A 16,811-nucleotide genomic window follows, 5' to 3' on the forward strand; every position below is an offset into this window, starting at 1 on the left:
GGCACCTCTCGGTCGGGGGCAGGTGGTGGGGTCAGGCGGTGCGAGCGTCGGGGAACAGCTCCGGCGGCGGGTCGTGCTGTGGGAGCGGGGCGATGGCGGAGCTCTCGTCGTGGTGGCCGTTTTTCACCGAGCAGTGCGCGAAGGTGCCGTCGGGGCTCAGCAGCGCGTTCATGTGGTGGTCGGCGTGGTCGCGCCACCACACGCTCATGCCGGTGGCGCCGTCGAGGCGCAGGTGTTCCCACGCGCGCCAGAGTGATTCGATGCGGGAGAGGGCTTCGGAGTGTGTCCACCACTGCGGACACCAGCGGCGGCCGGTGACGGTGCCGGAGACTTCGCGACGGTAGAGGCCGGCGAGCTTGATGGTGAAGAACTCGCCCGCCGAGCCGTAGACGAGTTCGGGTTCTGCTGGGGCGTCCTCGCTCTCGTCGAGGTTGTCGAGGGCCTCGATGTCGTCCCAGTCGATGTCGGTCATGACAGTTCCTTTCGGTCGACGACGGCGCCGTCGAGGACGAGGGTCCCGGTCGGGGGGCCGGCGCTCACCGGTACCGGGTCGTTCGCTTCGGCGGGTGTGCCGTTGCCGGTGCTGGGCGCGTACGTGCGGGTGGAGTCGGCGATCGCGTCGGCGTAGGGGCCTTCCCAGAACGGGACGGTGGCGATCAGGACGGCGGGGTTGCCGGAGGAGCGGATGATCGCGCGGCCGCGTGGGAGTGCTTCGAGGTCCTTCTCGGTGAAGGTGCGTACGCGGGAGCGTTGCCGGGAGATGGAGCGGTTGCCGGTGCCGTTGCCGCTGGTGGACACGGATCCGGTCATCTCGTAGTGGTCGCCGATGGCTTCGGACATCGAGCGCAGGAAGCCGTCGCCGCCGACTTTGACGCCGCCGCCGTAGGCGAGGACGTTGGCAGCGGAGGTGAGCATGGCCATGCCGTCGCGGCCCCACACGCTCACGCCTTGTTCGTAGGACTGCAGGATCGTCTGGATGACGACGCCGCGCGAGCCGTAGTGGGAGTAGAGCTTGGGCAGGTTCGACCAGCGCACGACGTTGGCGGCTTCGTCGAGCGGGGCGAGCAGCGGAATCGGCATCCGTCCGCCCGGGGAGACGGTGGCGTACTGTTCTGCCGCTTCGCACACGGCGACGGTCAGGGCGGTCACGAGCGGGCCGGCCGATCCGGCTCCTTCCCTCGAGAGGGGGTAGAGGGTGTCGGTGCTGCGGACGAACGCGGCCGGGTCGAAGTGCGGGCGGGCGCGGTGCCCGGTGCTCTTGCCGGTGACCCACGGCCGGATCGACTGGATGGTCAGGCAGTGGATCATCTTGCGGGCGGTGCCGAACACGCCGCCGCGCTGCTTGTCGGGGGCGTTGTACTGGCCGGCGAGTCCTTCGGCTTGCAGCCGGTAGCGCGGCCCGGCGTGTTCGAGGATCCGGACCGGTTCCTGGCTGGTTTCGTCGGTCGCCCAGGTGTAGACGTCGGTGATCGGCCGGTCGGCGAGGGTGGCGGCGAGGAACAGGCCGGTGAGCAGGTTCTTCGCGGACGGGTCGAAGAACGAGTCGGTCTTGGCGTCGGCCGCGGCACTGCCGGAGGCGAAGTGTTCGGCGAGGTCGGCGGCGCGGACCTCGTCGGCGATCTGTTCGCCGTCGATCTCGCGGCGCAGCCACGACAGCGGGTTCCACCACCAGCTGGCGGGTTCGGTGGCGACCTGCTGGGGGTCGAACACCCAGGCCGTGCCGTAGTTGTCGCGGACCCCGCGGGTGGCGTCGACGACGTCCCGTTTGTTCGAGGTGGTCAGGACCGCGCCGGGAGCGCTGACGACGGCGGGAATGACGATCGCGGTGGACTTGCCTACGCGGGGCCCGCAGATCCACACGTGGAGGTCTTCGTAGGACGAGTACAGCATCTTCTTGCTGGGCAGGTGCCGGCCGAGCGGGACGCCGGGCACCCGCCGGTCGGGCATGTCCACCTGCAGGCGGGAGGCGGCCGCGCGCACCGACTTCTCGGTGAGTGAGGTGACGTCGCGGAGGGTGCCCATGTGCTCGGCGCGGTCGTCGATGCGGCTGCGGGAGCGGGCGGAACGGATCTTGCGGGTCAGGATGGCGCCCGCAACGGCGAGAAGCAGCACGCCGTAGCCGACCGCGACCATCGTCGAGAGGGTCGTCCAGGTGATCTCTCCGGTGATCAGGGCGGCGATCGCGGCGAACGGGTTTCCCGGGGCGGCGGGGTCGGCACCGATCAGCAGCGCGAGCCACAGTCCGGTGCCGACCACGACGACGATCGCGGCGACGAACAGCGCGAATTCCATGCCGGGATCGCGACCGGAGGGGTCGCGCAGCTCACGCACCATCACGCCACCTCCTCGGCGTCGTCTTCGGCGTTCTCACCGGGGGCGAGCAGCTCGCTCAGGTTCTGTTCGCGCCAGTTCCGGTAGCCGTTCTCGCGGCACCATTCGAGAGCGTCGTTGCCGTCGTCGTCGATGTGCACGGTCACGATGGCGCGGGCGCGGATGGCGTCGAACGCGAGCGAGTCGATGGTGACGTCGTGATTGACCACGTGCAGCTCGACGTTGATCGCACCCAGCTTGAGTTCTTCGCGGGTCTTGCCGGCCAGGAAGAGGGCCTTTTTGGCGGCCGAGAGGTCGGCGGAGCTCTGGTCGCCTTCGGTCCAGGTCTTGTCGTCGGCGAAGAACTCGCCGTACCAGGCGGGCGCGCCGTCGGGACCGCACACGGCGTAGCTGCGTGCTTCGTCGTCGCCCGCGCAGGAAAGGAGCACCGTCGGGGCGTCGGCGGCCGCTGCGGCGATCTCGTCGCGTTCGGTCGCGCGTGCCTGCTCGCGCAGCGCGGTGTAGTCGATACCGCACCGCTTGAGCAGCACGGTCTTGAACTTCGGGAACAGCGTCTTGGTGGCCAGGCCGTTGTCGGCGGCCCACGTGCGCAGTGCGAGATGGTCGGTCGCGGCGGTGAGCTCGTCGACGTTGTTCTTGACGAGGTTTTCGACCGTGTCCCACTCGGCGGACGAAGCGGTCGTGGTGGTCTTGGCGGGCATGGGTTCTCCTTCGATCGGTGGGGTGGGTCAGAGCTGGGCGCTGGGGGCGGTGCGCTGGTCGCCGATGAGGGTTTGCAGGGCGCTCGAGAGGGCGCGGACCTCGGCGCGCAGTTCGGCGAGCTCGGCGTCGGGGTGACGCGGGCGGGCGGGGATCGGCCCGGTGTCGGTGCGCAGCCAGGTGCGGATCGTCGAGGGGTGGACGCCGGTGTCGGCGGCGACGGTCTCGATCGCGGCCCACTGCGAGGTGGTGGCGGTTTCGAGCTCGCGGACCGCGGCCACGGCGGCGGCTCGGACGGCGGCGGGGTATCGGAGACGGCTCATGCGGCGACCTCGGCGGTGAGGGAACGGGGGGCGGTTCCGGCGGTGAAGCGGGCGTTCGTGTCGTGCCAGTCGTAGTGCAGCTCGGTGGGGGTGAGCGTGGTGCGGAAGCGGTATCCGGGAACGCGTTCGGTGCCCAGCCGCAGCAGGAAGTGCCCGCGGCCGGGTGGGGGCAGTTCCTGTTCGGTGATCGGATCGAAGACCGCCGGGGTGGCCAGCGAGGCCACCCATTGGCGGTCGGCGCTGGTGAACGGCACGATCGCGTCGAGCTTGTCCATCTCCGAGCGCGGGAGTGCCCCGACGATCAGGGCGCCGGCGCGTTCGATGAATCCTTTCGCCTTGGCGATGTCGAAGTCGTGCTCGAGCGATTCGAGGTCCTTGACGGTGTGGGTGATCATCACCAGAGCGGTGCCCAGGGTGCGGGTCAGGCGGGTGAGCTCGTTGATGCGCGCGACCATGCCGGGACCGGAGCCCAGGACTCGCCAGAGCTCGTCGAGGACGGCGAGGAACAGCCGCTGCGGGCGCAGTCCGCAGTCGGCGAGGATGTGCGCGGCCTCGATGGCGCCGAAGCCGTCTTCCCAGCACGCGAGCATCACGGCGGCTTCGAGTTTGGTGTCGGAGGTGTTGACCCCGGAGATGTCGACGCAGATCCCCGAGGGAGGGTTGTCGACGAGGTCGATGGGGGTGGTGGTCTGCTGCGAGAACACTTCTCCCAGGTCGCCGTCGAGGAGCGCCGAGAGTGTCTGCAACAGCCCGTCGACCCGATCGTCGTAGGCGTCCTCGGTCTTGGTGCGGGCGCGGCGCATCACGACCGGGCTGCGGGATTCGATGATCTCGACGAGATCGGAGAGCAGCGGTGGGGTGCGGTGATCGAATCTCGGATCGTCGGCGAGCGCGATCAACGCCCCGTCGAGGATGTTCTTCTCGACGATGGTGAGTTTTTCCTCGCGTTCCATCTCGCACAGTGCCCGCACGAGACGCTTGCGGCGTTGATGGACCTGTTTGATCACCTTGCTCTGGACGTCGGGGTGCTCGCTCAGGAGCGGGATGATCGAGCCGAGTGCGCCGACGGCGAGCGGGTTGAGGTAGCCCTCGCCGTGGCCGAGTTTGATGACCTGCCCGCCGAGGATCTCGATCTCCTTGGCGAAGTCGGGTTTGGTGTCGGCGAACACGAACGGGATGTGCCCGCGGGCCATCGACGAGGACACGAGTTTGCGGGCGACGGTGGACTTTCCGAGCGAGGGCAGGCCGAGGATGAACGTCGAGGGGGTGTTCTGCTGGCGGGTGAGGTAGGTCGCGGAGATCGGGTCGTAGTTGAACGTGCGGCCGGACATGTCGACTCCGAGCGGTGCCCCGCGCTTGGGGTAGGCGTCGCCGATCACCCACGGGTTGATTCCGGCGGCCTGCACGGTGGTGGCGCGGAACATCGGTGGGATGTCGACGGCGTGCATCGCGCCGCCGCCGTAGCCGGCGAAGCCGCGTGTGGTGAGTTTGCGGGCGCGCCGCCAGGTCGGCTCACCGCGGGACGGGTCGCGGTCGAGGGCGCGCTGCTTGCGGTCGGCTTCTTCGCGTTCGCGGGCAGCCTTCTCTTCCTCGCGGCGGCGGGCGCGGGCGGCGGCCATCGGATCGGCCAGTGCTCGCCGTGAGCGCTGGTGTCGCGGTTCGTAGCTGTGCGTGAGGTCGGCGGCGCGGCGGCGTAGTCGCGCGATCATCGTCGAGGGCATCGGTGCTCCTATGCCTGAAGGCTCTTGGGGGTAGTGGCGTGGTCGGGGAGCAGCACCCCGACGCCGAGGGAGGCGAGGAATGCGGCGGGCTGGAATCGCCAGCACGGGCGCAGGCCGAGCCGGGCCTGCACACCGATTTCGACGACGTCTTCGGCGATGCGGTCGAGCTCGGCCTCGGTGTCGGCGGTGACGGTCACCAGCAGCGCGAAGTCGGTGACTCCGGACCCGGCGGCTTCCTCGTCGCGGGTCTGCCGGGCTGCGCGCAGCGCGAGTTCGCCGCGGGCGGTGCTCACCCCCTTCTGGGTTCCGGATTCGTTGACCGCGTTGACGAATCCCTGCTCGACGGCGGTGGCGGCGTCCGCGGGCGAGAGTGGGCGATGGATCAACGTGACTCGCTTGCGGGGCACTCGCGGGTTCGGTGCGAGCAGAACCGCGAGGATGCCCTCGTGCAGGGCGCCGCGGGGGGCCACGCTCATCTCCCAGGTCCGTGAGACCGCGCCGTCGTGGAAGTAGCTGGCTTTGGTGCCCTCGGTGGTCAGCGGGCCGGCGTCGGACCAGGCGACGACAGGTTCGTCGGTGCGCAGAATCCGCTCGACCGCCGCCTCGACGGACGGACGCGGGTCGTAGCTGCGGCGAACGGTCGCCGCCAGGAGGTGATCGCTCATCGGGACAGCGACGACCCGAAGGTGGGAGAGGTTCTCGCAGATCGTGGGGATGCGTTCGGCGAGATCGCCGATCATGATCATCGGGTTCTTCTTCTGCTGGGAGGTTTTCGCCTTCCAGGTGATGGCCATCCGCGTGTAGATCTGCATGCCGTCGCTGTCCGCGGCGGTCTGGGTTTCCCGGACCGCTTGCTGGGCGAGGGGACTGCCCCCGGGGGCGCACATCTCGGCGATGTTCGCCGCGGCGCGGGCCCCGGTTTCGGGCAGTGTCTCGGTGACGGTGGCGATGCCCGCGACGTCCCCGGCCTGTCCGTTGACGTTGATGAATTCGCCCCAGCTGGCGACGTCGAGGTTGATGCGGTCCTGTTCGGCCCCGGCGAATCCGGGAGCGGTGCACCGCAGCACGACGGTGTATTGCGCGGTCGAGGGCATGTAGATCATCGCGAAGCGGCGGCCGAGCGTGTCGATGCCCCACCACATTTCGGTGGCTGCGGCGATCCCTGGCAGCCGGGTACGGCCCCCGGCCTGGTTCGACAGGGCACCGGCGCGCAGAATGTTCGCGCCGGTGCGGTGCTCGGTTCCCGAGCGCCACCCGATCGACAGCAGCTCGAAACCGGAGCGATTGTTGAACCGCATCCTCATCAGTGCCCACCCGATCGCGACGACCGTCAGGATCACGATCCCGAGAATCCAGATCCCGAGCATCAGCATCAGCAGACCCGAGGCGATAGCGACGACGAGCAGGTAGAAGGTCTTTTTCCCGACTCCGCCCAGGTAGTTCGTGTTCGGGGTGTGGATGTTGCCGTAGGTGGGGCGCTCGACGGGCTCACTCATCGGGGCTTCCCTTCTGGTCGATGCGGTGGGGCTGAGTGGTCACGACGACTTCCCTCCACTCACGGAGCCGGACGGGGGCTGCCCGCCGTCGGCGATGTTCGAGGTCTGTTCGCCGGCGGCGCGCACAGCGCCACCGACGGCTTTGCCCGCGGCGACAGCGACTCCGGCGGCGGGATGCGCCATCGCGGCGGTGCTCGCCGCGCCCGACGCGCCCCCACCGGCAGCGCCGCCGCTGCGTCCGGCGCTGCCGTTCTGGCCGGGACCCATCGAGCCGCCAGGCATCGGCGTCGCGCCGGTCGGTGCTTCGCTGCGGCCACCGGCCGCGGCCCCGCTCGATGACGCTTTGGCGCCGCCGGATGCCCCGCCCATCGACTTCATCGCGGCGCCGGCGACGGCACCGGTCGCAAGTGCGGCACCGGTCAGGGCTGGGGCGGCCGAGCCGCCGGCCATGCCGGTCATCGTCGGCACGATCAGCCGCGCGAGGACCGGGAGTGTCACGAACGAGAGAGTCAGCAAGATCATCCCGGTGATCACGCCTTGCCCGGTGGGATCGTCGGCGGAGAACGCGGTGAACGCGATGGCGTAGACGACAGAGGTCACCAGCGGGAACAGCACCAGGACCACGAGCCACGAGATCGACTTGGCCCACACCTGCTTGCCGGCCTGCCCGAGCCCGGATGCGGCCGCGGCGATCGGCGCGAAACCGAGGACCAGCCTGGCGAGCGATACCTGCACGATGATGAACACCGCCTGCACGAGGGTGCCGGCGATCCCGAACAGAGCGAGCACGAGGACCAGACCGGCGCCGAGGGTGCCGTACTGGGCGGCGCCGAGCATCCGGTCGAGCGCGCCGTCGATGTTGTCGCCGACGACGCGTTCGATCAACCACGAGCCGAGGCCGCGGCACACCGCGTCGGCGAGCATGATGATCGGGGTCAGGGCCCAGGTCGCGAACACCGATCGGGTCAGGATCTTCGCGGTTTCACCAGCATTGGCCGCAACCATGCGCGGTTTCGACCAGGCCAGCACGACCAGGGAGACCATCACCGAGGCGAGGAACACCCCGATCTGGATCACCCGCAGGTACTGGTGGATCTGGTAGGTCAACGGTTCGACGCCGTTGTCCTGGAGCGGTCCGGCGACACCGCCGTTGTCCTGGAGCGGTCCGGCGACACCGCTGGTCATCCACCACGACATCATGAAGGTGATGCTGTCTTTCCAGCCGTCGACGAGTGCCTCGGTGGCCTCGCCGAGCTGGGAATCCCAATAGCCGCCGACGAACTCGACCGCTGCACCTGCCGCCGCGGCCGGGGCCGCGCCGGGAATGGCGAGCTGCGTGCCCATTTCACAAGTGCCGCGAGCATGCTCACCGATCCAGGGAATATCGCCGAGCAGGTCGTCGGCGAGGTTGCAGTGCCCGAGGTACCAGGGGCTCTGCTCTTCGGCGGCAGGGTCTTCCTGCGCGAGCGCGGTCGGCGGGGCGGCGACCATGACGGCGGCCAGCGCGAGCACGAGCAGCAGCAGACGTTTCACCACAACGTCCACCCGGCCAGAGTCGTGATGTTCTTCTCCCCCACCGCCATCGCCGCGGCGTCGCGGATCTTCCACTGCCCGTCCTGCCAGACCACCTCGCTGTTGGTCACGCGGTAGGGGCCGTGTCGGCCTGCGGGCAGTGCGTACTGGATCGCCGCGAACTCGCCCTCGATCCAGCCGGTGATCCGGAAGGCGGCCGGGCGCGGTGCGGCGACGGCGATCTCGCGGGCGTCGAACGGTTCGAGGTCGGCGAGCGCGGCATCGACCTCCGGGGTGCGCACGGCGAGGTTCTCGGTGATGTTGCGGTAGGTGCGGTCGTCGACGAGGCCACGCATGGGCAGCTGGTATCCGGCCAACGCCGCGCCCTGCGGAGTGCGGGCGAAGTCGTAGGGCAGCTCACCGGTGATGCGGCCGGGGCCGTCGCTGGTGGAGAACGGCAGCACCGCACCGGAGGTGCGCTGCCACTCGAGTCCTTCGGGGGCGGGAAGCTGCTCGCCGGCGGTGTAGGGGCCGCGCGCGACGGGCTGCTGGGGCAGCGCCTGCCCGTCCGGGTTGTGCGGGGTGGTCACCGGTCGGCCGAGGGCGTCGGCGGTCGGCGGACCGAAACCTTCCCCGCCGGGGTGCTCGGTGGCCGGGGCGGGTGTGGGGGCAGCCGGCCGCGCCCCGGGGCGGTCGTCGCCGCTCGTGGAAACGACGACGAGGGCGGCGGCGATCACGATGAGCACCAGGACGGTGATCGAAACCCACAGGGTCAGTGGACTGTTCATCCACCAGTGGCCTGCGCTGCGCAACCGGCCCGGGCTCGATTCGCTACGGCGGTCGGTGTCGGGGGGCGAGGTCTCGGTCATGGTCACTGCTCCTGGGCGGCGAATCGGGTGTATCCGTCGAGCGAGTCGAGCGGAACGGGATCGGTGGCCACCGCGCCGGTGTCCGGGTCCTCGAGGTTCGTCGCGGGATCCGGCAGGGTGATGCGCCAGTCGTCGCGGTACCAGGTCAGCTCCGTCGGCTGGGCGACGAGCGTGGCGTCGGGCAGTGCGGTGGCGAGCTGGATGCGGGCGGTGTCGCCGTCGAAGTGCTCGACGCGGAATCCCGCGAACTGTGCGGTCGAGGCGGGATCGGCGGGTTCGGTGATCGAGGTCAGGGTGCGGGCGACGGCGTAGGCGTCGCGGCCGGGGCCGAAGGTCAGTACGGTCTGCGCGACGTCGGACCAGCTCTCGTCGGGTGTGAGCGCGAGGCGTGTCTGTCCCTGCATCGCGGCCAGCACCGCGCCCTGCGGGGTGCGGGCGTACCCGGTGGGGACCATCGCGGCGGTCATCGAGAACGGGCCGTCGACAGTGGATTTCGGGACGGTGACGCCGCGGTAGTCGCTCCAGGTGACCTTGCCCGGGGCGGATGTGGTGTCGGCTGCCGCAGCCGGATTCGACGGGGCGGGGGCGCTGTCGTCGGAGCCGCAGCCGCCGAGCAGCAGCGCAGTGGCGGCCGCCACAGCGGCGGCGACGACGAGGCGGCGGCGGGGGCGGGTGCGGTCGGTGTGCATCGGAAGTGCCTTTCGAGTGAAGGGGGAAGGCCGGGGTCAGATCAGCAGCCAGGTGCCCAGTGAGCCGGCCGAGAAAGCGCCGATCGTGCAGCAGCCGACCAGTAGGTACCGGCGGACACCGGGGTTGTCTTCGCCGCGCTCGCGCGCCGCAGCGGTCTCGACGCCCGCGACGAACGCGGCTGCGATCATCGCGGCGGTGACGAAGTACAGGCCGTATCCGAGGAGCTCCGTGATTCCGGCGAACACCTCGGGTTCGGGCCACACGATCCCGCCCGGACGGGCCGGGAGGTCGGGCTGCGCGAGGTACACGGTCATCGCCGGATCACATGAAGAACGTGACGAAGGAACTCGCGCCGGCCACCAGGACCGCTCCGATACCGCAGCCGATGAACGCGAACTTCTCTCCGCGTGACGCCTGCCCGTCGGCGAAGGACTTGGCGAAGGTGAATCCGCAGTACATGGCAAGGCCGATCAGCGCAGCGGTGGCCAGCCACAGGCCCAGGCCGAGGATCAGCTTGGTCTTGCCTTCCATATCGCCGGGCGGGGTGACGACCGTGATGTCGCTGAAGCTGCCTTCCTGGGCGAGCAGTAGCTGATGAACGCTCAGCATGGTGTCGGTGATCATCGGGTGGTGTCCTTTCCGTGGGTCATTGCGGTGATCCGCTCGTGGGCGGCGGTCTGAATCCGGTGGTAGAGCTCGATCACCGGGGGCGGGGGTGTATGGGCGACGTCCTCGCCGCCGCGCCACCGCTTCTTGGCGGCCGCGGGCACCGAGTTCGGTCCCCATTCGGGCAGGGCGTGGGGTTCGAGAACGCGCCACGGCTCGATCCACGGCACATGCCACAGGGCCCCGGCGAGCGAGGACAACACGTGCAGCTGGGAGCGGATCGGGGTCGAGAGCGGCCGGTCGGAGTCGGCGACGGCGGCGACGCCGAGCACGGTGGTGCCTTCCGGCGTCGCTCCTGCCCCGTGCTGGAGCAGCAGGTCGTGGGCGTGGCGAAGGCTGTGCATCGTGGTGCGCGCGACGATCACGATCAGCGGCGAGTCCTCGCGTGGCCCGATACGCGAGGGCCAGGCGCGGCCGCAGTCGCCGGCGTAGGCGATCGAGCGGGTCAGCGAGGAGACGCCCACTCCCCCACTGGCACCGAGCAGCCACACCATCGGGTTGTGCGGGGTGTGCTCGCCGCGGCGCACCGGCCCGTCCCAGATCGGTGCGCAGCGCTGTGCGGGCGGGATCTGCGCGCCGACGATGCGTGCACGTCGGGGCAGGTCGTCGAACTCGTCGATCGAGACGGCGGCGGTCATCGCACTGCCACCGCGCTCACACGCCAGACGCCGAGCTTGGTCGCGCTCATGTAGACCGGCCACTGCATTCGGTCGAGCTCGGTGCCGTCGGGGGCGTGAGCGGTCACGGTCACCGCGAGCACACGCGAGATCCGGGCGGGCTGATCGGCGGGATGAGCGTCGCTGGTGACCTGCGCGGTGGCGGTGACGGCCGCGCCCTGGCTGCGCCAGCGCTCCCACATCGCGCCGGTGATCGGTGCCAGCACACCGAAGCCGGCCTCGTTGGCGGCGAAGAACCGGTCGTCGAGCAGCGGGCGGGTCGCCGCGGCCGCGTCGACCTGCGAGCTCTGCTCGGCGGGCCGGTAGGAGAACAGCGACTCGGCGGCCGCGACGAGCACCGCTTCGGCGTCGTCCTGGTCCACATCGGTGAACGGCGCAGGTAGCGGCGGTGGCGGCGGGGTGGTCGACGCCGCGGCCGGTCCGCCCTGATCCATCGGATGGTCGTGGTCGTGGTCGTTCGACCCGCAGCCCGCCAGCACGAGCGCGGCCGTGGCCACGATCGCGATCAGCGCGCCGCGTGTGCGATCGGTCATGAACTCGCTCCCCTTCTCGGCCCGCATGCACCACACACGGAACAACTATTAACTAGTTCATAGTAAATGGTCGGTGGTGGGGTGCGCCCACAATCGGCGCGCCCGCGCCCGCGGCCGGTCATCCGAACCGCCGGACGTACATCTGGTCCCCGGACCAGTTCGACAGCGGCTGGATCGAGACGACGTCGCCGGACTGCGGGGCGTTGAGCAACATCTCCTGGCCGCCTTCGACGCCGTAGTAGATGCCCACGTGGTGCGTGTCGCCGTCCGAACCGAAGAAGATCAGGTCACCGGGCTGCTTCTGCTCGAACGCGATGTCGGTGCCCCGCGGGTCGTAGAGCTGGCCGGGATTGGCGCGAGAACCGGTGAAGTGCGGCAGTTCGATCTGCCCACCGGACGCCTGATAGATCGCGTGCAGCGTCAGACCGGAGCAGTCGAACCCGGTTTTGCCGCTGTCGCCGTTGGCATCGGCGAATCCGCCGCCGTCGCTGATACCGCGGGTCGGGCCGTTCGCATCACCTCCGCCCCACGCGTACGGCGTACCGATCCAGCGCGCGGCCGCCGCGATCACGTTCATCCCGAACGGGCCGCCCTCGACGTAGCCGGGAGCCTCGGGGTTCGACGGCGCGCTCGTGCACCCGGCGAGCTGACCGCCGGCGGCGACCGAGACCGCCACCGCCGTTCCGGAGCGGATCGCGTCGAGCTCGACCGGATCGAGCTCGGCGCTCGCCCCGGCGAACCGGGCGGCGAGGGTGCGCGCGAGCGGTTCGTCGTCGGCGTACGCATCGGGGTAGGCCGAGCGCTGCACGGTCTGCGCCGCGACCGTCACCGCCATCGCCTCCCACCCCGGGACGGCGAGCAGGGCGTTGTAGAACTTCACGTTCGAGGTGGTCGCGTTCATCAGTTCCTCGGCGGTCCCCCACATTCCGACACGCTGCTGAAACTGGTTGACCGAGTCGTGGTCCGAGCCGACACCGTCGTGCGGGTAGTTCAGCGAGTCCGGCACGTTCGAGTTCGCGAGCAGCCGATACGTCGATTCCTGGCCGGTGGTCGCCAGCGCGACGACGATCCCCTGCTCGGGCACTCCCATCGCCTCACCGACGGCGACGGTGTGCTCGGCGAGCGCGAGCTGACGTTCGTTCAGACCGCCCACCGGGGCGAGCTCACCGCCGGAGACCGGCGGCGGGGAGAGCGCTTCGCCCGGCGCGGCGGCGTCCTCGACCCACGACGTCGGGTCGAGTGCGGTTCCGCCGCCCAGACGCGGGCCCTGCCAGATTTCGAAATGCAGGTGCGCGCCGGTGGACTCGCCGTTGTTGCCGATCGCGCCGATCCGCTGGCCGGCGGAGACCTGATCACCGGTCGCGACGGACACTCCGTCGTCCCACATGTGCCCGTACACCGTCGAGTAGATCTGCCCGTCGATCTCGTGATCGATCACGATCCAGTTCCCGAACCCGGAGGCCGGACCGGCGTCGACCACACGGCCGTCGGTGAACGCATGGATCGCGGTCCCTTCCGGACCCGCGTAGTCGTTGCCCTGATGCTGCGTGCCCCACCGCTCCCCGAACCCGGACGTCATGCTCGTCTGCGCAGGATCAGTGGGTTTGACGTGCGAGCCGGACGGCGCCGACGCGGCGGTCGGCGAACCGGGAACGCAGTCGTCGCTGCCGCCGGTGATCACCACGACGAACAGCACCACGATCAGCAGCAACGCCACCAGCGCAGCGACGATCCCGGCGATCGCACCGCTGCTGCGGCCGCTGGATCCGGACATGAACGCTCCTGCAGGTGATCTCACACGAACTTCGAGGACAAGAGGAAAACCGTGGGGGCGGCCAAGGGCGGTTGGCCGCCCCCACGGGGTCTACTGCGCCGCCGCCGACGTCGGGGCGATCGTCGAGGGCGCAGCCGTCGACGACGTGGCGGGCGCGGGCGACGTGGCCGGTACCGGGCTGCTGGTGCGCGTGGCCGTCGAGCTCGTGCTCGGTCCGGCGGTTCCGGTCGCCGAATCGGCGGGCACGGAGAGGGATTCGGCCAGGCTCGACAGCCACGCCGCGGTGAATCCGGCAGCTGTGCGGCCCGCCGCGTCGACGACGTTCACGTCGTAGGTGGCGTGGTTGCGGGCGGTGTCCCAGTACTTCAGGTCCGTGGCCATCTTGATCAGGCCCTTGTTGTCCTCGACCCCACGCGAGACCTCGTTGTAGATGTAGCGCTCGACCTCGCGGCCAGTGGCCGGCGGGAACAGATCGAGGACCGCCTCACCGGTCTTGACCGCCAGCAACCCCAGAGCCGCCGGCGGATTGGCCATCCCCACCGCGGCGAGCTGCCCGATCGTCGCCGGGGTCAGAACCTTCTTCGCGACCGCGACACCGGCCTGCAGACCCATGACACCGGTCTTGATCACCGCGCGCACGATGTCCGCGTCCGCCTCCGGCGTCGCCGAACGCGGATCGGTGTTGTCCGCCAGCCGGCCGAGTACGGTGTTTCGGGACTGCGTGACCTGGAAGCGTTCCCCGGTGAACTCGACGTCGTTGTTGATCACCTCGGCCCCGGTGCGCAACACCGCGCCGCCGAACGCGCCCGCGAAGTCGATCAGCGTCTGCTGCGGATCCTGCCCGTCGAGATGGAGCTGGCCCGCGATGTTCGTCACCGCCCGAGCGAGCTGAGCGTCCTCGGGAATCGCACAGGCGAGATCACCCTCGTTGCACCACGACGCGACCCGGCCCGCCAGCGAGCCGTATCCGCCGGCGGCCGCGACGTTCGGCGCGCCGCCGCTGCCCTCGGCCGGAGCGGGCACCACCACATCGAGATCGGCCAGCGCCGACTGATCGACTCCCACCGGCGCCGCCGGGCTCGTGCGGCCCGGCGCACCGGGGAACACCGAGGCACCCTCCGGCCGGGTGGGCGAGGAGAACAACGACACCGCGGCGACATCGCTCGCCGCGACCGGGCCGGTTCCCGCACCGATCTCGCGGGCGAGCGTGTCGGCGATCTGCGCGCCCTGGCTGTATCCGACGATCGCGAACTTCGCGTCCGGGCACCGCGCCGCGTACTCGCCGAGGACCTGCGTCGCCGTGTCGACGCCGCCGAGCATCGACTGCTCGTAGGTCTGACCACGCCACCCGAAATCCCCCGCGTACGGGATGTACTCGCGCGAGAGCGACCCCGGCGAGACGGTGTCGAGCAGCGGCGTCAGCAGTGCCGCACCCAGAAACCCCGAATCGGCCGTCGGCGAGGCATCCGGGGCCGACTGGTTGGTGCCCTGCACCGCCACCACATGCAGCGGCGTGCACTCGATCTCGCTGGCCGCCGCGGCCTGCGGGACCGTGACCGCTGCCGCTGCAGCCACCGTCAACGAGACCGTGACGAGCGCGCCGCGTACCACCGTCGCGCGAACGCGAGGGAGCTGTACTACTTCCATGCCGTCTCCTTCGTGTGATCGCCGCCCACCGCGGGCGGCGATGCGAACAGGCGCTCGCGCACCGCAGCCCGAACATCACGAGCGACCAGAGCGAGCAGATCCGGCACCCTCACGAGCCCGCCGCCCCACACACCCGTGCGGCGAGATCGGCGAACGCCCGCGCCGTCGCGGCATCGAGCAGGGCAGGGTCGATCGGCCCGCACTCGGCGATGTGCGGATCGTGCGGAATCGCGGTGACCGACCCGACACGACCGGACAGGTGCTCGAGCAGGTGCTCGACGATCGGCGCCGACACAGCGCGGGTGTCGCAGACCACCAGATGCGCCCGCGTCAGCCCGCCCGGCCCACCGAGCAGATCGGTGAGCACATCGAGCCGTCCGGGCAACCGGTTGACCTCGCCCGCGCGCGGCGCGATCGCCAACACCACCTGCGGCAGCGGCGCGCCGGTCCCCGCCGGAGCCGCCAGCCCGTGGAGCCCGGCACCGGCCAGACCAGCACCGGTGTCCACGACAACCGGGCGGCCGAGCTGCGCCAGGATCATGGGCAACGGCGGATACGGCACCTGCGGAGCAGGAGCACGCCACAGCGTCCTGCCGGTACGAACCCACTGCTCGCCGCCGGACCACCACTGCGCAGCGTGCGCACCGGTCAGCGCACCACGCTCGAGCAGGTCGCCATCGGAGCCGGTTTCGTCGAGCACCACCGGGCCGTGCTCATCGAGCGCAAGCGCCAGCCCGATCGCCGTCGTCGTCGCGCCCGCGCCACCACGATGGCCCGCAACCACCACCAGCGGAGCCGCCTCCGGCCCGTCCTCCCCGACGTCGCGGGCAGACCCGTCCGCCACGAACGGTGCAGCCGGCCCCCAATCGGCCGTCGCCGCGTCGCCGCCCTGCCCGGCAACGAGATCCTCGTCGACGGCCACCGGTCCCCCGGTGGTCCACTCCATCCAGCTGTCGGTCATCAGAACCTCTTGGTGATCGAGGTGACAAGGGTGCGGCCGTCACGGGTATCGGTGCGGAAGGTCTGCGGGTAGTACTCGATCGACCCGTCGGGCCGCTTCTCGTGCACATCGACGTCCCACACATCCGGCGCGACGAGCCGAATGGACAAGCAGTGCTCGGTGCCCTCGGGAATCCCGTCGATCCCCTCCTGAAGCACCTCCGCCGGCGAGACCGCGGCGTCGGACGCGACACTGCGCCGCGCCGCCTGACCGGAACGCTCGACGTAGAAGCCGTGATCGAACGCGAGAATCGCGGCCGGCCCGGAATCGGTCCCGCCGGGCCCGTTGCCCTCGACGCGGTCGTCCAACTCGACGGGCTTGCACCACGACGACTCTCCCTCGCCGTCAGCCGCACCGACCTCGTCAGCGGTCGACGGCGAGGTCGCCGACGCGGCCGGGGTCGTCGTTCCCGGCACCGCCATCGGCTCAGCACGCGTACTCGACGACCCCAGCAGCGTTCCCGCCGCGACGCCGCCGCCCACGATCACCACCACCGCGGCACCGAGCGCCACACCCAGCGCCGCCCGGCCCCGACGACGATCGACACCGGGATCCGCCCGATCGGGCGCAGCGTCAGCCTCGGGGACAGAAGCAGCGGTGGCATCAGGCACGGCATCGGCGTGAGTGGCGAGCCACTCGCTCGCCCACGCCGGGCCGTCACCGTGGTGATCACTCTCGGTGATCACCGACAAAGAGGGACGGGAAGCATCCTCGGCATTCGCCGCGGCCGCCTCGCCGTCGGCGCCCGCCTGCGGCGGATCGACAGCATCGTCGGATGCCGGCGAGTCGCCCTGCAGCGGCACCTCGGTATCGGATTCCTCGCCGATCTCCGGATCCAAACGCGGAAGCCAGCTCTCGCGATCCATTCCCGTC

General features: G+C 70.3%; 17 protein-coding genes. All 17 read right to left on the bottom strand.

The features are described 5' to 3' along the window. Window positions 1–31: 31 nt before the first annotated feature. Window positions 32–472, bottom strand: a complete 441-nt coding sequence (locus tag RR1_RS17375; protein ID WP_072713697.1) for a DUF4913 domain-containing protein — start codon at window positions 470–472, stop codon at window positions 32–34. After that, window positions 469–2,334, bottom strand: a complete 1,866-nt coding sequence (locus tag RR1_RS17380; protein WP_072713698.1) for a type IV secretory system conjugative DNA transfer family protein — start codon at window positions 2,332–2,334, stop codon at window positions 469–471. Before RR1_RS17380 ends, RR1_RS17375 begins: the two co-directional genes overlap by 4 nt. After that, entirely contained in the window at window positions 2,334–3,032 is a 699-nt protein-coding gene (locus RR1_RS17385) for a hypothetical protein (protein WP_072713699.1), read from the bottom strand. Before RR1_RS17385 ends, RR1_RS17380 begins: the two co-directional genes overlap by 1 nt. Before the next feature lie 27 nt (window positions 3,033–3,059). Then, the gene (locus RR1_RS17390; RefSeq protein WP_143153899.1) at window positions 3,060–3,353 is read right to left on the bottom strand and encodes a transposase; all 294 of its coding nucleotides are present in this window, start codon (window positions 3,351–3,353) and stop codon (window positions 3,060–3,062) included. Beyond that, window positions 3,350–5,074: a putative type IV secretion/conjugal transfer ATPase gene (locus RR1_RS17395; RefSeq protein WP_143153900.1), complete on the bottom strand. Its 1,725-nt coding sequence runs from the start codon at window positions 5,072–5,074 to the stop codon at window positions 3,350–3,352. Before RR1_RS17395 ends, RR1_RS17390 begins: the two co-directional genes overlap by 4 nt. Window positions 5,075–5,082: 8 nt before the next feature. Further along, on the bottom strand, window positions 5,083–6,570 hold the full coding sequence (locus RR1_RS17400) for an SCO6880 family protein (RefSeq protein ID WP_072713702.1): 1,488 nt from the start codon (window positions 6,568–6,570) through the stop codon (window positions 5,083–5,085). Between the two features lie 39 nt (window positions 6,571–6,609). Continuing rightward, a complete protein-coding gene (locus RR1_RS17405) occupies window positions 6,610–8,178 on the bottom strand; it encodes a hypothetical protein (protein ID WP_143153901.1) in 1,569 nt (522 codons plus the stop codon). After that, on the bottom strand, window positions 8,100–8,951 hold the full coding sequence (locus tag RR1_RS17410; protein ID WP_143153902.1) for a DUF8175 domain-containg protein: 852 nt from the start codon (window positions 8,949–8,951) through the stop codon (window positions 8,100–8,102). The genes RR1_RS17405 and RR1_RS17410 overlap by 79 nt, the downstream gene beginning before the upstream one ends. 2 nt (window positions 8,952–8,953) lie before the next feature. Continuing rightward, window positions 8,954–9,640: a DUF8175 domain-containg protein gene (locus RR1_RS17415; RefSeq protein ID WP_072713705.1), complete on the bottom strand. Its 687-nt coding sequence runs from the start codon at window positions 9,638–9,640 to the stop codon at window positions 8,954–8,956. A gap of 36 nt (window positions 9,641–9,676) precedes the next feature. Then, a complete protein-coding gene (locus RR1_RS17420; RefSeq protein WP_072713706.1) occupies window positions 9,677–9,955 on the bottom strand; it encodes a hypothetical protein in 279 nt (92 codons plus the stop codon). A 7-nt stretch (window positions 9,956–9,962) separates the two neighbouring features. Then, window positions 9,963–10,265, bottom strand: a complete 303-nt coding sequence (locus tag RR1_RS17425; RefSeq protein ID WP_072713707.1) for a hypothetical protein — start codon at window positions 10,263–10,265, stop codon at window positions 9,963–9,965. Further along, window positions 10,262–10,945: a hypothetical protein gene (locus tag RR1_RS17430; protein ID WP_083581030.1), complete on the bottom strand. Its 684-nt coding sequence runs from the start codon at window positions 10,943–10,945 to the stop codon at window positions 10,262–10,264. The genes RR1_RS17425 and RR1_RS17430 overlap by 4 nt, the downstream gene beginning before the upstream one ends. Next, complete coding sequence (locus RR1_RS17435; protein ID WP_072713728.1) at window positions 10,942–11,517, bottom strand: hypothetical protein; 576 nt, start codon at window positions 11,515–11,517, stop codon at window positions 10,942–10,944. Before RR1_RS17435 ends, RR1_RS17430 begins: the two co-directional genes overlap by 4 nt. A gap of 118 nt (window positions 11,518–11,635) precedes the next feature. After that, the gene (locus RR1_RS17440; protein ID WP_072713708.1) at window positions 11,636–13,291 is read right to left on the bottom strand and encodes a peptidoglycan DD-metalloendopeptidase family protein; all 1,656 of its coding nucleotides are present in this window, start codon (window positions 13,289–13,291) and stop codon (window positions 11,636–11,638) included. A gap of 90 nt (window positions 13,292–13,381) precedes the next feature. Beyond that, the gene (locus RR1_RS17445; RefSeq protein ID WP_083581031.1) at window positions 13,382–14,938 is read right to left on the bottom strand and encodes a cutinase family protein; all 1,557 of its coding nucleotides are present in this window, start codon (window positions 14,936–14,938) and stop codon (window positions 13,382–13,384) included. 109 nt (window positions 14,939–15,047) lie between these two features. Continuing rightward, entirely contained in the window at window positions 15,048–15,899 is an 852-nt protein-coding gene (locus RR1_RS17450; protein WP_072713710.1) for a MinD/ParA family ATP-binding protein, read from the bottom strand. Further along, window positions 15,899–16,804: a DUF8176 domain-containing protein gene (locus RR1_RS17455; protein ID WP_072713711.1), complete on the bottom strand. Its 906-nt coding sequence runs from the start codon at window positions 16,802–16,804 to the stop codon at window positions 15,899–15,901. The genes RR1_RS17450 and RR1_RS17455 overlap by 1 nt, the downstream gene beginning before the upstream one ends. Window positions 16,805–16,811: the final 7 nt, after the last annotated feature.

Source organism: Rhodococcus rhodnii NBRC 100604, from assembly GCF_001894925.1.
GTDB classification, from domain to species: domain Bacteria; phylum Actinomycetota; class Actinomycetes; order Mycobacteriales; family Mycobacteriaceae; genus Rhodococcus_F; species Rhodococcus_F rhodnii.